A 14,907-nucleotide genomic window follows, 5' to 3' on the forward strand; every position below is an offset into this window, starting at 1 on the left:
GCCGTAGCACGGCGGTGGCGGCTCAGTCCAGCGCGCACAACCGGCCGCGCCCCAGGCTCTTGGCCTGGTACAGGCCGTTGTCGGCGCGCACCATGAGCTGGGTGAGCGTGGCGTCGTCGGGGCGCAGCAGGGCCAGCCCGGCGCTGAAGTCCACGCTGAGCAGGGGTTGCTGCACGCAGGCGTTTTCCAGGGCGCGGCGCAGCCGCCGCTCCAGCTTCACGGCGGCCGCGTGGTCGGTGTGCGGCAGCAGCAGCACAAACTCCTCGCCGCCGATGCGCGCGACCAGGTCGCTGCTGCGGCGGTTGTCGCGCAGCACGCCACCGAACATGCGCAGCACGGCGTCGCCCACGTCGTGGCCGTGCAGGTCGTTGATGCGCTTGAAATGGTCCAGGTCCAGCATGAGCAGGGCCAGCGGCGTGCCGTGGCGCTCGGCCTGCGCAAACAGCCCCGGGGCGCGCTCCTCCCATCCGTGGCGGTTGTGCAGGCCGGTGAGGTGGTCGGTAAAGGCCTGCTCCCGCAGCTGGGCTTCGGCCTCTTCGCGCCAGGCCACCAGCACGGCCAGGTTGCCCATGACCAGCGTGATGTTGGTGGCCAGCAGCGCCAGCACGTTCACTGGGTGCGGCGTGCGGAAGGTGGGGTACAGCTCGGTGAAGAAGAAACCCAGCACCCCGCGGGCAGCGGTGAAGCCGGCCATGACCAGGGTGCAGGCGAAGACCACCCAGCGCCAGTTGCCGACTTTCCGGGTCGTGGGCCGCAGCGTGGCCTGGCACACCACCAGCAGCTCCAGGGCTACCAGCAGGTTGGCCCAGCCCACCCGGATGGGGTAGCTCTGGAAGGACAGGGCGTAGCCCAGCGGCGTGAGCACCACCAGGGCCCACAGCAGCCGCTGGCCGCGCCGCGGCCCCAGCCAGCCCTGCAGGGCCCGGAACAGCAGCGCCTGGCTGACCCCGGTGCAGGTCATGGACAGGGTGGACAGCACGAGGTCGGGCCACTGGTCCTTCCACAGGCTGGAGAGGATGATGGCGATCCACCCCATGGCGTGCACGATCAGCGCCGCCCGGGCGCTGGCGGCCGCAGGGCTGAGGCGCCGCCCCATGATGATGGGCAGCGTGGAGGCCATCAGCAGCAGGTTGGCTGCGTTGATGACCAGCAGGGTGCTTACGTCCAGCGTCATGCGGGCTTACTGGAAGGCCACTTCGGCAAAGCTGCGCAGCTTGCGGCTGTGCAGCTGGTCCACGCCCTGGGCGCGCAGCAGTTCCAGCGCGCGGATGCCGATGCGCAGGTGCTGGTCCACCCGTTCGCGGTAGAAATGGTTGGCCATGCCGGGCAGCTTGATCTCGCCGTGCAGCGGCTTGTCGCTCACGCACAGCAGGGTGCCGTAGGGCACGCGGAAGCGGAAACCGTTGGCGGCAATGGTGGCGCTTTCCATGTCCAGCGCCACGGCACGGCTCTGGCTGAAGCGGCGCTGGGGCTGGTTGTCGGGCAGCAGCTCCCAGTTGCGGTTGTCGGTGGAGGCCACGGTGCCGGTGCGCATGATGCCCTTGAGCGCGGCGTGCGGCAGCTGCGTCACGTCGGCCACGGCCTGTTCCAGGGCGACCTGGATTTCGGCCAGCGCGGGGATCGGCACCCACAGCGGCAGTTCCTCGTCGAGCACATGGTCCTCGCGCACATAGCCGTGGGCCAGCACGTAGTCGCCCAACTGCTGGGTGTTGCGCAGGCCGGCGCAGTGGCCCAGCATGATCCAGGCATGCGGGCGCAGCACGGCGATGTGGTCGGTGATGTTCTTGGCGTTGGCCGGCCCGACGCCGATGTTGACCATGGTGATGCCGGCGCGGTCGGCGCGGATCAGGTGGTAGCCCGGCATCTGGGGCAGGCGCGGGGGCGCCTTGCCCAGGGCGTCCAGGGCCTCGGCGGGCAGGCCCGCGCGGCGGGTGACCACGCCACCGGGCTCCACAAAAGCCAGGTACTCGCTGGTCGGGTCGGCCATGGCCGCGTGGCCCAGCGCGATGAACTCGTCGATGTAGAACTGGTAGTTGGTGAACAGCACGAAATTCTGGAAGTGCTCGGGCGCCGTGCCGGTGTAGTGGCGCAGGCGGTGCAGCGAATAGTCCACCCGCGGCGCGGTGAACAGCGCCAGCGGCTGCGGCTCGCCGGGGCGAGGCTCGTAGGTGCCGTTGGCAATGCCGTCGTCCATGGCGGCCAGCTCGGGCAGGTCAAACACGTCGCGCATGCGGGCGCGCCGCGCGGCGTCCATGGTGCCTTCCACGTGGTCGTTCTCGGCGAACGAGAAATGCACCGGAATGGGCTGGGTGCTGGTGGCCACTTCCAGCTCCACGCCGTGGTTCTGCAGCAGCAGGTGGAACTGTTCGCGGTAGTAGTCCTGGTACAGGTCGGGCCGGGTCAGCGTGGTCTCAAAGCGCCCGGGGCCGGCCACAAAGCCGTAGCTCAGGCGCGCGCTGTCGGCCGTGGCTACGCGTGACACCGTGTCGGTGTGGATGCGCACCAGCGGGTAGCACGCCCGCACGTGCTCCAGGGTGTCGTCACCGGCCACGAAGCGCTGCATGGCCTGGCGCAGGTGCTGGATGCTGGCGTCGTAAATGCGGGTGACCTGGGCCAGGGCCGCAGCCGGGTCGCTGAAGCGCGTGGGGGCAATAAAAGGCGGTAAATGGGGCATAGCCCCATTGTGCCGCGGTCCGTGCCACCCGTGCGGGCCTCGGGTAAGCCCTGTTGGCGCTCGCCCACCTTGCGGTAGAGTGGCCCATTTGGCTCTGGGGGGACGGTCTATGGTGCAGGGATTGCGTGGCTGGCGCCGTGCCGGGTTTGCGTTGGCCAGCGTGCTGCTGGCCGTTGTGTTGCTGGTTGGGGGCGCGTTGCTGTACCTCGGCATTCCCCAGAACGCCGCCGGCATGGCGGCCAAGGGCGTGTGCTCGGCGGCCTTTGTGGCCGGGCGCCCCGTGCAGAACCTGCTGGCCGACGACGTGCTGCCCGCCAGCCCGGTGCTCAAGGCCATCAGTCTGTCGGTGGATGCGCAACAGCACAGCGTGACGGCGCGGTTTGCCGGCGCGTTTGCCCGCCGCGCCGTGTTGCTGCCCCACCGCGGCTGCGTGCTGGACCAGGAGCCCGATGCCAGCGCCCGCCCGTATGTACCCGCGGTCGACGCCTCGCGGCCCTGGCCCCGGGGCGAGGCGGCCGTGCCCCCCGCGCAATGGGGGCCAGGCGTGGACGCCGCGCGCCTGCAGCAGGTGGCCGATGCCGCTTTTGTAGGGGCTGGCGACCCTCTGGCGGGCAACGCCCGCGGGCTGGCCGTGGTGCAAGGCGGCCGCCTGCTGGTGCTGCGCGATGCGCCGGGATGGGCGCCCGGAACCGGCCTGCACGGCTGGTCCATGACCAAGACCGTGACCGGCATGCTGACCTACAAGCTGGCGGCGCAGACCGGCCTGCCGCTGGATGCCGCCGTGGTGGATGCCTTCCTGCCCGGCCGCGCACCGGCCTGGGTGGCCGACTGGCGCCAGGATGCGCGCAAGGGCATCACGGTGTCGGACCTGCTGTACATGCGCGACGGCCTGGCCTCCACCGAAGACTACGCGCCCTGGGGCTCGGTGCCCCACATGCTGTGGGGCGAGCCCGACACGGCGGCCTGGGCGGCACGCCATCCGGGTGAGGCTGCGCCGGGCACGCGCTGGCGCTACCTGAGCGCCACGGCCAATGTGCTGGCGGCCGTGGCACGCGGCCGGTTTGCATCGGACGCGGCGTACTGGGCCTATCCCCAGACGGCGCTGTTTGACCCCATTGGCGCCCGCTCGGCCGTTTTGGAAACCGATGCCAGCGGCAACTGGGTCGGCTCCTCCTACCTGTGGGCCAGCGTGGGCGACTGGGCCCGGCTGGGGCAGCTGATGCTGCAGGACGGCCAGTGGGACGGCGCGCCGGTGCTGCCGGCGGGCTGGTTGCGCCGCGCCAGCACGCCGGCCACCGCGCAGGGCGAGGGGCAGGGCTATGGCGCCATGAGCTGGCTGATGGGCCAGCCGACGGACGGCATGTGCAAGGGCATGCCCGGTGTGCCGCCCGATACCGTGGCCATGAGCGGACACTGGGGCCAGATGGTGGCGGTCGTTCCTTCGCGCAACGCGGTGGTGGTGCGCCTGGGCTGGACGTTCAAGCGTGACCAGTTCGATGGCTGCCGGCTGCTGGCCGACGTGCTGTCCGCGCTGGCGAAATAATACGGACCTGGCCCACGCCACCGTGCCGAAGACCCCTGTGCACGACCCCCATGATTCCCCGCCGAACGCAACGGGCTTCCCGTCCCTTCACTGGGAGGACGAGGAGGTGCCGACCCGACCGCTTCCGCTGCACGAGCGCCCCCTGCAGGCGCGCATCGACAGCGAGATGGCGGTCATCGCCGCGCACCACCCCCGCATCGCGCGGGCCATTGAAACCTTCTGGGGCCACCACGATTGCGTGGAGTACCTGAAGACACTCATCCTCAGCGGCGGCTACAGTGAGCGCGAGCACCGCGTCGGGTTCAAGTCCGAGGTCCTGTCCGCCCTGATCAACCTGGCGGCACTGCACCGGGTGTTGCCCCGCAATTTGCCCTAAAATCGGCTTCTGACCCTTGTAAATACTGCGCAGATAGCTATTGATTTTGTAGCGTTATCGGGCGCCGCGACTCTTTTCATTGCTCTCATGACCCCATCTCTCGCACCCACGCAACACCACTTTGACGTGCTTATCGTCGGCAGTGGTCTGGCCGGCCTGTCGGCGGCCCTGCACCTGGCGCCCACCCACCGCGTTGCGGTTCTGACCAAGCGCGCCATGAGCGACGGCTCCAGCAACTGGGCCCAGGGCGGCATTGCCGCCGTGCTGGCCGAGGGCGACAGCTTTGACGCCCACGTGCAGGACACGCTGGTGGCCGGTGCCGGCCTGTCGGACCCGGCGGCCACGCGCTTCGTGGTGGAGCATTCGCCCGAAAGCATTGCCTGGCTGCGCGAACTGGGCGTGCCGTTCTCGCAGGAAGACGGCCACCTGCACCTCACGCGTGAGGGCGGCCACAGCGCGCGGCGCATCGTCCACGTGACCGACGCCACCGGCGCGGCGGTGCAGAAGACGCTGATCGAGACCGTGCGCCGCACACCCAACATCACCCTGTTCGAGAACCACACCCTGGTCGACCTGATCACCGAGCGCAAGCTCGGTCTGGTGGGTGCTGACCAGCCCAACCGCTGCCTGGGTCTGTACGCCCTGGACGAGGCCACCGACTCGGTGCACACCTTCAGCGCGCCGCACACCATCCTGGCCACCGGCGGCGCTGGCAAGGTCTACCTCTACACCACCAACCCCGACACCGCCACCGGCGACGGCATCGCCGCCGCCTGGCGCGCCGGCTGCCGGGTGACGAACATGGAGTTCATCCAGTTCCACCCCACCTGCCTGTACCACCCGCACGCCAAGTCCTTCCTGATTTCCGAAGCCGTGCGCGGTGAGGGCGGGCGCCTGCTGCTGCCCGACGGCACGCGCTTCATGCCCCAGCACGACGAACGGGCCGAACTGGCGCCGCGCGACGTGGTGGCCCGCGCCATCGACTTCGAAATGAAGAAGGGCGGTTTCGACTGCGTGTACCTGGACATCTCGCACCAGCCGCTGGCCTTCCTGCTAGAGCACTTCCCCAACATCCACGCCCGCTGCCTGGAGCTGGGCATCGACATCAGCAAGCAGCCCATTCCCGTGGTGCCGGCGGCGCACTACACCTGCGGCGGCATCCACGTGGACCTGAGCGGGCGCACCGACATCACCGGCCTGCACGCCATCGGCGAGGCCACCTACACCGGCCTGCACGGCGCCAACCGCCTGGCCAGCAACTCGCTGGTGGAGTGCATGGTGTTTGCCCGCTCGGCGGCGGCCGACATCGGCGCCACGCCGCTGCCGCAGCCGCCGGTGCTGCCGGCCTGGGACGACAGCCGCGTGACCGATGCCGACGAGGCGGTGGTCATCTCGCACAACTGGGACGAGCTGCGCCGCTTCATGTGGGACTACGTGGGCATCGTGCGCACCAACAAGCGCCTGGAGCGTGCTGCCCACCGCATTGCCCTGCTGCAGGGCGAAATTCAGGAGTTCTACGCCCACTTCCACGTCACCCGCGACCTGCTGGAGCTGCGCAACCTGGTGCAGGTGGCCGAACTCATCGTGCGCTCGGCCCAGTCCCGCCACGAAAGCCGGGGTCTGCATTTCAGCCGCGATTACCCGGCCATGGCCGCGCAGGCGGTGCCGACCACCCTGGTGCCGCTGGCGCAGAAACCCTAAGGGGAACGGCCCGCTCAGGTCCGCCGGCGCGTGACCGGCGGGTTGAACTGGGCGCTCCAGTCCAGGAACGCCTCGGCTGGCATCGGCCTGGCCAGGAAATAACCCTGGGCGATATCGCAGCCCAAGGCGGCGAGCTGGTCCCAGTGGGCCTGTGTTTCGACGCCTTCGGCCACCACCTTGCGGCCCAGGTCGTGGGAGAGATCGATGGTGGAGCGCACGATCAGCAGGGACTCCTTGTTGGTCAGCATGTCGAGCACGAAGGACTGGTCGATCTTGATGCAGTTCACCGGCAGCTTCTGCAGGTAGGTGAGCGACGAGTAGCCGGTGCCAAAGTCGTCGATGTAGAGCGCAATGCCGTCGCTGCGCAGTTCGCGCAGCACCCGCAGCGCGGACTCCGGGTCGTCCATCACCATGCTTTCGGTGATCTCCATTTCGAGCAAGCCGGGGGCCACCCCCAGACGGGTCTGCAGCCGGTGGACGCGCTCGCGCAGGTCGGCGTCGCGCAGGTTGTGCGCAGAGAGGTTGACCGCGATTGGCAGTGCGCAGCCCTGGCGCGCCCAGGCCTGGTTCAGGCGCAGCGCGGCCTCAACCACCCAGTCGGTGATCTGGTGGATGAGGCCGGTGCGTTCGGCGAGCTCGATGAAGGCGGCCGGTGCAATCAGGCCGCGTTCGGCATGCTGCCAGCGGACCAGGCCTTCGGCGCCACACACCCGGCCCGTGGCCATGTCCACCTTGGGTTGCAGGTAGAGCCGCAGATCGCCGGCCTCGATGGCGTGGCGCAGCTCCCCCGCCAGGGCCAGGCGCTGCGATTGGTCCTGGTTCTGGGTCGGGTCAAAGACCACGTGCTTGAGCCCCCGCCGCTTGGCCTCGTGCACGGCAATGTCCATGCGCCGCAGCAGGTCGTGGGCCGTCGTGCCGTGGTCCGGCAGCACCACGATCCCGCTGCAGGCCGATACCTCCAGGGCGATGCTGGCAATCGGAAACGGCTCGGCCAGCCGGGCCTGCAGGTGCTGCAGCGTGGCCACCGCGGCGTTGACGTCGCTGTCGGGCAGCAGGACGGCGAATTCATCACCGCGCAGGCGCGCGACGGTGGCTGCCTCGGGCGCGGCGTCGACCAGCCGGGTGCCGAATTCCCGCAGGATCTGGTCGCCCTGGCTGAATCCCAGGGCCGCATTGATGTCGTTGAGACGCTCCACGTTGACCTGCAGCGCGGCTGCCGGCCGTTTGCGTCGGGTGCTGGTGGCGATGGCCGCCGTGAGCGCCTCCGAGAACTGCACCTCGTTGGGCAGCCCGGTGAGCGTGTCGTACCGGCTCAGGCGTTGCAGCGCGGCCTGGGTCTTTTGCTGCTCCACCCGTGCGCGCAGGGTCGTGATGCCGAAGGCCAGGTCATCGGCCGACTCGGTGAGCAGCGTCACTTCATCCTGCCCGAAAGAGTCCGGCTCGGCGGCGTAGATGACGATGCCACCGATGACCTCGCCGTCCACGCGCAGGGGGCAGGCCACACCGCAGGCACAGCCGGGCAGGTAGGGGCGCCAGGGCTCGTAGGCCGGATCGGTGAGGATGTTGCGCACCACGCTGGTCTGGTTGGTGCGGATGGCGGTGGCCACCGCGCCACGGCCGTGCGCGTTGTCGCCCCAGCTGCCGTTCATCAGGCGCAGGGTGTCGATGCCGCCGGGGTGGTTGCACTCCGCCATGGGCCGCAGGGACTGGTAGTCGTCGTCCACGCGGAACCACACCGAGGCCATGAGGTAGTTGCCCGTCGTCACGATGGCGCGGCACATGGTGTCGAGCAGCTCCTGCTCGTCGGTCGCGCGCAGCATGGTGCGGTTGCCGGCGCTCAGGGTCTTGAGTGCGCGGCTGACATGCTCGAGCTCGCGCACATGCTGCGCCAGCGCGGTGTTGAGCGACTGGATCTTGTCCTCGGACTGCTTGCGTTCGGTGATGTCGTAGCCCAGCACGTAGTAGCCCGTCACCCGGCCCTGCGCGCCCCGCTTGGGGACGTAGTTGACCGTATGCCAGATGCCGGGGAAGGGTTGCCAGTCGTAGTTCTTGGGCACCCCCTGCAGCGCGCGGGTGATGAGCGGCGAGGCAACGGCGTAGCGCTCGTCGCCCAGAATCTCCTGTACCGTACGCCCCGTGATGTCGGTCTGCCCGGGCGCGAAGCAGGTCTGGTAATGGTGGTTGACGTACACGTAGCGCTGGTCGGCGTCGACGTAGGCAATCAGTGCGGGCACGTAGTTGATCACGCTGCGCAGGTGGTCTTCACTTTCCAGCAGCTGCATGGTGCGCTCGCGGACCCGCTGCTCCAGCTGTTCGTTCTGCTCGCGGATGGTTTTCTTGGCCTGCCGCTCGGCCGTCACGTCGCGAAAGACCAGCACCACGCCCTTGAGCCGGCCGGCGTCGTCCCGTATGGGGGCGGCGCTGTCGGCGATCGGGTATTCGCGGCCATCGCGCGCGATGAGGGTGGTGTGGTTGGCCAGCTCCTGCACCTCGCCGGTTGCCAGTGCCTTGGCCACCGGCACCACCGCCGGGGCGCGCGTGTGCTCGTGGATGATGCAAAACACCTCTTCAATGGGGCGCCCCTGCGCCTGCTCCAGCGACCAGCCTGTGAGCCGCTGCGCGACCGGGTTCATGCGGGTGATCCGCCCCAGAGTGTCGGTTGCCAGCACCCCGTCGCCGATGGAATACAGCGTGGTGGCGAGGCTTCTTTCGCTTTCGGCCAGCGCCTCCCGGCTGGCCTGTGTATCGTGCAGCTGGCGCCGGATGAGCACGTAGGTTGCGCTCAGCAGGCCCAGCAGCAGCAGCGCCACCAGCGCGCCGGCGACCAGCATGGTCTGACGCGCATGCTGCTGCTCGGCCGTGCGCATCTGCAGCAGCCGCAGCTCCTCGTCTTCCATGGCGTGCAGCAGCCGGTGCATGCGCTCCCGCGTCTCCGGCAAGGGGGCCGTCGCAATGTAGGCCGATGCCGCCTCAAAGCCCTGGGTCTTGCGCAACTGCTCGGTTTTCCGGGAGATGGCCAGGCGCTCGTCGATCACTGCGCGCAGCCGCCCCCAGCGCTCCAGCTGGAGCGGGTTGTCGTCGACCAGCTGGTGCAGGCGCAGCAGGGTCTGTTCCCGGGCGGCGATCGAGGCATCGCGTTCGGCGAGCCGTGCGACGTCGCCCGATATCCGGAAGTTCTGCGTGCTCAGCTCGATCTGCAGCGTGTCCCCGCTGGCGCGGGTCAGGATGCGGAGCACCTCGTTCGAGTGGGCCACCCAGCCGGCCGCCTCGGTCGCGTCGTTGGCCAGCTTCCAGGTGGCAACCGTGAGCCCCGCAACCACCAGCACGGCGGCAGTGAATGCGACCCGAATCTTGGCCTCGAAGCTGGAGTGTCGGTGCACTGGTCCCCCCGGTTCTGGATTCCTGTCATTGTGTCACCGCAGCCGCCTGCGCGCCGATGCGACCCTTTTTGCAGCGTGGGAACTGGTTGGGTGCGGCCGTTTGCCGGCCGCAGGCCGGGTGTCAGCCAGGCAGCCGTGCGACCTGGCGCTCGAATTCCTCCAGCGGCACAGGGCGGCCGAACAGATAGCCCTGGTAGGCGTAGCAGCCCTGCTGGGCCAGGAACGCGCGCTGCGCGTCCTGCTCCACGCCCTCGGCAATCACGGCCAGTCCCAGGCTCTCGGCCAGGGCCACCACCATCTTGGCGATGGCGGCATCGTTGGAGTCGGTCAGGATGCTGCGCACGAAGCTCTGGTCGATCTTCAGCTGGTCCAGCGGCAGGCGCTTGAGGTAGGAGAGGGAGGAGTAGCCCGTGCCGAAGTCGTCCAGCGAGAAGCCCACGCCGCGCGCCTTGAGTGTTGCCATCTTGGCGATGACGCCCTCCACATCACTCACCAGGTGGCTCTCGGTGAGTTCCAGCTTGAGCCGCTGCGGGTTGGCACCGGTATGGTCCAGCAGGGCCAGCACCTGGGAGACGAAGTCGCGGTGGTGCAACTGGCGGGCGCTCACGTTGACGGCAATGGTGAGGTGCGCCAGGGCGGGCTGCCGGGCCCAGCGCACCAGTTGCTGGCAGGCGGTCTGCAGCACCCATTGCCCCAGGGGCAGGATGGTTCCGGTTTCCTCGGCCAACGGAATGAATTCCAGCGGCGAGACCAGGCCCCGCTTGGGGTGCTGCCAGCGCAGCAGCGCTTCCACGCCGGTAAGGTGGCCCTGCTGGTCCACCTGGGGCTGGTAGTACAGCGCGAACTGGTTGTTCAGGATGGCCTCGTGCAGGTCGGCCTCCAGGTTGGCGCGGGTGGTGACCACGGATTGCATGTTGGGGTCGAAAAACCGCAGCGCGTTGCGCCCGGCCGCCTTGGCCTGGTACATGGCGAGGTCGGCGCGCTTGAGCAGCTCGTCAACCGTGCTCTGGTGGTCGAAGAACAGGGCCACGCCGGCGCTCAGGGTGCAGCGGTGCGCATGCGCGCCGAGCTGGAAGGCGTGGTTCGCGATGCCCAGGATCTTTTCCCCCACCACTTCCGCCTGCGTGGCGGCGTCTTGCGCGCTTTCACCCAGGTCGTCCAGGATGACGACGAATTCGTCGCCCCCGAAACGGGCCACCGTATCGCCCTCGCGCACATGGGACTCGAGTTGCCGCGCTACCTCTTTGAGCAGCAGGTCGCCAAAGTCGTGGCCCAGCGTGTCGTTGAGTGTCTTGAAGTTGTCCAGGTCGATGAACAGCAGGGCGCCGTGGCGCCCGCTGCGTGCGCTGGAGGCCACGGCATGCTTGAGCCGGTCCAGCAGCAGGCGGCGGTTGGGCAGCCCGGTCAGCGGATCGTAGAAGGCCAGGCTGTTGATCTCGGCGTGCGCGGCCTTGCGCGAGGTGATGTCGGTGATGGTGGCAACGTAGTTGGTCACCCGGTTCGCCCCGTTCTTGACGGCGGTGATGGTGAGCCATTCGGTGTACAGCGAGCCGGCCTTGTGCCGGTTCACGACCTCGCCCTGCCAGGTGCCGCTGCGCTGCAGGCTGTCGCGCATCTGGTCATAGAAGACAGCATCGTGCCGTCCCGAACTGAGCAGACGGGGGGTCTGGCCGATGGCCTCGTCCGCCGAGTAGCCGGTGATGTCGGTAAAAGCCCGGTTGACCCGCAGGATGATGCGGTCTGCGTCGGTCACCAGCATGCCCTCCTGGGATTCGAAGGCGATGGCGGCGATGCGCAGGTCGGATTCGACCTGCCGGCGCGCGGTGATGTCCTGGGCGATGCCCAGGTAGCCAATGACTTGGCCGGCGGTGTCCACGCGGGGGGTGATCGACAGCTGCACCGGAACGTGCGAACCGTCCTTGCGCACGTAGGTCCATTCGCTCTCTTCCGGCTGGGGTGTGCGATGGCTCAGGGTCGTGAAGAATTCGAACCCGGACGGCACCTCGCCACCGTGCTGGAGCGACGCGGCCTGGGCCCGCTCCACCACTTCGGAGCGCAGGTGGAAAAGCCCCGGGCTCTTCTGGCCCACCACCTCATCCGCGCGGTAGCCGAGCAGGGCCTCGGCCCCTGGGTTGAAGACGGTGATGATGCCCTGCACATCGGTGGCGATGATGGCGTAGGCCGCGTGCATCAATACCGAGCTCTTGAGGGCCTCGCTGTCCTGCAGCGCGTTCTGGGCCAGCTTCTGGGTGGTGATGTCGGCGGCGTACACCACGACGGATTCCACCGTGCCCGCGTCGTTCTGCATCGGGTAGTAATTGAGCGAGAAATACCGCGCGCCCCGCTGGTCCTCGGTGTGGCGGGCCTGGCCGCTGCGCACGACCTCCTCCAGGTTGCGGCGCCGGATGGCCGCCACTTCGGGCGGAAAGAAAGCGAAGATGCATTGACCTTCCAGACTGTCCCGGGTCTGGTTCAGCCTCTGGGCTGCCGTTTCGTTGATGGCAAGGACCACGCCCTGGGTATCCACCAGGAAGATGCTTTCGGTCGTCGCGTTCAGGATCGCTTCAAATGGGTTCATGCGTCGTGCTAAAGCCTGCTGGCGGTTTCCGCAATGCCCCCGTGGTCGGGTCGTGCCGGCGTGTCCGTTCGCTATGTCTGCCCCCTGCTTCCAACGATTGGCCCGTGTCCCCGGGCTTGTAACGCACTGTACTACGCCGCGCCCAGGTGCGGGCGCAGGTGGCTGCCGGCCAGCGCCTGCTGTTTCTGCGCCGCCGTAAAGGCCAGCATACGGTCAATGGGGCGGCGCGCCAGCAGGCCCAGGGCGGGGTCCACCTGGATTTCATTGGCGCCGGTCTCCAGCACCTGGGCCAGGCCGGCCAGGCCGTTCATGGCCATCCAGGGGCAGTGGGCGCAGCTCTTGCAGGTGGCGCTGTTGCCGGCAGTGGGGGCTTCGATGAAGACCTTGCCGGGGTTGAGCGTGCGCAGCTTGTGCATCATGCCGTTGTCGGTGGCCACAATGAACTCGGTGGCGTCCAGGGTGCGCGCGGCGTTGAGGATGGCGGACGTGGAGCCCACGGCATCGGCCAGCGCCACGACCTCGGCCGGACTCTCGGGGTGCACCAGCACCTTGGCCTTGGGGTGTTCCTTCTTCAGCGCCTCCAGCTCGAAAGCCTTGAACTCGTCGTGCACGATACAGGCGCCGTTCCAGAACACCATGTCGGCCCCCGTTTCGCGCTGGATGTAGCCGCCCAGGTGGCGGTCGGGTGCCCACAGGATCTTCTGGCCGCTGTCTTTCAGGGCGCGCACGATGTCGAGCGCGCAGCTGCTGGTGACCAGCCAGTCGGCGCGCGCCTTCACGGCGGCGCTGGTGTTGGCGTATACCACCACGGTGCGGTCCGGGTGGGCGTCGCAGAAGGCGCTGAACTCCTGCACCGGGCAGCCCAGGTCCAGCGAGCAGGTGGCGTCCAGGTCGGGCATCAGCACGCGCTTTTCGGGCGACAGGATCTTGGCCGTCTCGCCCATGAAGCGCACGCCTGACACCACCAGCGTCTGCGCGGCGTGGTCGCGGCCAAAGCGGGCCATCTCCAGTGAATCGCTGACGATGCCGCCCGTTTCCTCGGCCAGGTCCTGCAGGTCGGGGTGCACGTAGTAGTGCGACACCATGACCGCATTCTTCTCTTTGAGCAGGCGGCGGATCTTGTCCTTCAGCGCGGCGCGCTCGGTGGGCGCGGGCTCCACCGGCACGCGCGCCCAGGCGTGGTGCGTGCTGCAGGCGTGGGGTTCGCCCGCGCGGTCGGTTTCGGGTTGTTCGTAGTCCACGTTGATGGTGGACGCCGGGGTTGCGGATGCTTGCATGGCGGGCCTCTTACAGCGCTTCAAAGCGCATGGAGTAGTCGACGGACTGCACGTCCTTGGTCAGCGTGCCGATGGAGATGCGGTCCACGCCGGTCTCGGCCAGCGCGCGCAGGCCGTCGAGCGTGACGCCACCCGAAATTTCCAGCACGGCCCGTCCGGCGTTGATGCGCACGGCCTCCTGCAGGGTGGGCAGGCCCATGTTGTCCAGCAGCACCATAGTGGCGCCGGCGCCCAGTGCCTCGTGCAGCTGCTCCAGCGTTTCCACCTCGATTTCCACAAAGTCGGCTTGCGCCGCAATGGGGGCGGCGCGTTGCAGCACCTGCGCCACGCCACCGGCAGCGGCGATGTGGTTCTCCTTGATCAGCACGGCGTCATACAGGCCCACGCGGTGGTTGGTGCCGCCCCCGCAGCGCACGGCGTATTTCTGCGCCAGGCGCAGACCCGGAATGGTCTTGCGCGTGTCCACGATGCGGGCCTTGGTGCCGGCCACCACCGCCACGTAGCCGGCCGTCTTGGTGGCCACGCCGCTGAGCAGCTGCAGGAAGTTCAGCGCCGTGCGCTCGGCCGTGAGCAGGGCCTGTGCGCGGCCGGTGACTTCCAGCACGACCTGGTTGACTGCGCAGCGCTGGCCGTCCTGCACATTCCAGGTCATCTGCGCCTGCGGGTCGCATTGGCGCACCGCTTCCTCCACCCAGGCCTGCCCGCACACCACGGCGCTTTCGCGGGCCAGCACGCGGGCGCGTGCCATGCGGTCGGGGGCAATCAGGCTGGCTGTCAGGTCGCCGCTTTCCACGTCTTCGGCCAAGGCGCGCGCCACATCGAACTGGGCCAGTTTGCGGACGGATTCGGTAGAGAAATCAAATGACTTTTGCATAACTAATAGGGTCAAAAAGCGGGGTGCACCGTGGTCTACACTACGCGACGTCGTTCGGGGCGGTCTTCGATGGTACACATCTTGCCGCTGGCTCTCCGTTTTTACCGCTAAGAACCATGTTCAGAACCCTGCTTAAATCCAAGATCCACCGCGCCAGCGTGACGCACTGCGAACTCCACTACGAGGGCTCCTGCGCCATCGATGAAGACCTGCTGGACGCGGCCAACATCGCCGAGAACGAGCAGGTGCACATCTGGAACATCAACAACGGCGAGCGCTTCATCACCTACGCGATCCGCGCTGAGCGCGGCAGCCGCATCATTTCGGTCAATGGCTCGGCGGCCCGCCGCGCCGCCAAGGGCGATCTGGTCATCATCGCCACGTTTGCCCAGGTGGCCGAAGCCGATGTGAAAGGCTTTGTGCCCCAGCTGGTGTTCTGCGATGACGACAACCGCATCAAGGAACAGCGCTCGACCATTCCGGTGCAGATGGCCTGAACGCCGT

10 protein-coding genes are annotated in these 14,907 nt (G+C 68.2%); 4 read left to right on the forward strand and 6 right to left on the reverse strand.

What is annotated here, in order from left to right; genetic code table 11:
• Positions 1-22: 22 nt before the first annotated feature.
• Together AC1Q5W_RS16250 and AC1Q5W_RS16255 are read right to left on the reverse strand one after the other, a co-directional pair.
• Positions 23-1,174: a GGDEF domain-containing protein gene (locus AC1Q5W_RS16250; protein ID WP_492644290.1), complete on the reverse strand. Its 1,152-nt coding sequence runs from the start codon at positions 1,172-1,174 to the stop codon at positions 23-25.
• Positions 1,175-1,180: 6 nt separating this feature from the next.
• A complete protein-coding gene (locus AC1Q5W_RS16255) occupies positions 1,181-2,674 on the reverse strand; it encodes an AMP nucleosidase (RefSeq protein WP_492644289.1) in 1,494 nt (497 codons plus the stop codon).
• A gap of 109 nt (positions 2,675-2,783) precedes the next feature.
• Here AC1Q5W_RS16255 and AC1Q5W_RS16260 point away from each other — a divergent pair, with 109 nt between their 5' ends.
• From AC1Q5W_RS16260 to nadB, 3 genes are all read left to right on the forward strand, one after another.
• A complete protein-coding gene (locus AC1Q5W_RS16260; RefSeq protein ID WP_492644288.1) occupies positions 2,784-4,217 on the forward strand; it encodes a serine hydrolase domain-containing protein in 1,434 nt (477 codons plus the stop codon).
• A 22-nt stretch (positions 4,218-4,239) separates the two neighbouring features.
• A complete protein-coding gene (locus AC1Q5W_RS16265; protein ID WP_492644287.1) occupies positions 4,240-4,593 on the forward strand; it encodes a hypothetical protein in 354 nt (117 codons plus the stop codon).
• An 87-nt stretch (positions 4,594-4,680) separates the two neighbouring features.
• A complete protein-coding gene (gene nadB, locus AC1Q5W_RS16270) occupies positions 4,681-6,294 on the forward strand; it encodes an L-aspartate oxidase (RefSeq protein ID WP_492644286.1) in 1,614 nt (537 codons plus the stop codon).
• A 14-nt stretch (positions 6,295-6,308) separates the two neighbouring features.
• On the opposite strand, the gene AC1Q5W_RS16275 is transcribed toward nadB, so the two are convergent.
• From AC1Q5W_RS16275 to nadC, 4 genes are all read right to left on the reverse strand, one after another.
• Positions 6,309-9,674, reverse strand: a complete 3,366-nt coding sequence (locus AC1Q5W_RS16275; protein WP_492644285.1) for an EAL domain-containing protein — start codon at positions 9,672-9,674, stop codon at positions 6,309-6,311.
• Positions 9,675-9,795: 121 nt separating this feature from the next.
• On the reverse strand, positions 9,796-12,252 hold the full coding sequence (locus AC1Q5W_RS16280; RefSeq protein ID WP_492644284.1) for a sensor domain-containing protein: 2,457 nt from the start codon (positions 12,250-12,252) through the stop codon (positions 9,796-9,798).
• Positions 12,253-12,383: 131 nt separating this feature from the next.
• Positions 12,384-13,529: a quinolinate synthase NadA gene (gene nadA, locus AC1Q5W_RS16285; RefSeq protein ID WP_492644283.1), complete on the reverse strand. Its 1,146-nt coding sequence runs from the start codon at positions 13,527-13,529 to the stop codon at positions 12,384-12,386.
• Positions 13,530-13,539: 10 nt separating this feature from the next.
• Positions 13,540-14,403 (reverse strand): carboxylating nicotinate-nucleotide diphosphorylase, encoded by an 864-nt coding sequence (gene nadC / locus AC1Q5W_RS16290; protein WP_492644282.1) that lies wholly within the window; start codon positions 14,401-14,403, stop codon positions 13,540-13,542.
• 116 nt (positions 14,404-14,519) lie between these two features.
• On the opposite strand from nadC, the gene panD reads away from it, so the two are divergent.
• Positions 14,520-14,900, forward strand: coding sequence for an aspartate 1-decarboxylase (gene panD / locus AC1Q5W_RS16295; protein ID WP_492644281.1), 381 nt, complete (start codon positions 14,520-14,522; stop codon positions 14,898-14,900).
• Positions 14,901-14,907: the final 7 nt, after the last annotated feature.

This window comes from Rhodoferax sp. MLSD5-FHT05B10, from assembly GCF_058793415.1.

Bases quoted from the DNA above. Each gene is read 5' to 3' on its own strand.
- AC1Q5W_RS16250 (WP_492644290.1), bottom strand. From the start codon at position 1,174: ATGACGCTGGACGTAAGCACCCTGCTGGTCATCAACGCAGCCAACCTG.
- AC1Q5W_RS16255 (WP_492644289.1), bottom strand. From the start codon at position 2,674: ATGCCCCATTTACCGCCTTTTATTGCCCCCACGCGCTTCAGCGACCCG.
- AC1Q5W_RS16260 (WP_492644288.1), top strand. From the start codon at position 2,784: ATGGTGCAGGGATTGCGTGGCTGGCGCCGTGCCGGGTTTGCGTTGGCC.
- nadB (WP_492644286.1), top strand. From the start codon at position 4,681: ATGACCCCATCTCTCGCACCCACGCAACACCACTTTGACGTGCTTATC.
- AC1Q5W_RS16280 (WP_492644284.1), bottom strand. From the start codon at position 12,252: ATGAACCCATTTGAAGCGATCCTGAACGCGACGACCGAAAGCATCTTC.
- nadA (WP_492644283.1), bottom strand. From the start codon at position 13,529: ATGCAAGCATCCGCAACCCCGGCGTCCACCATCAACGTGGACTACGAA.
- nadC (WP_492644282.1), bottom strand. From the start codon at position 14,403: ATGCAAAAGTCATTTGATTTCTCTACCGAATCCGTCCGCAAACTGGCC.
- panD (WP_492644281.1), top strand. From the start codon at position 14,520: ATGTTCAGAACCCTGCTTAAATCCAAGATCCACCGCGCCAGCGTGACG.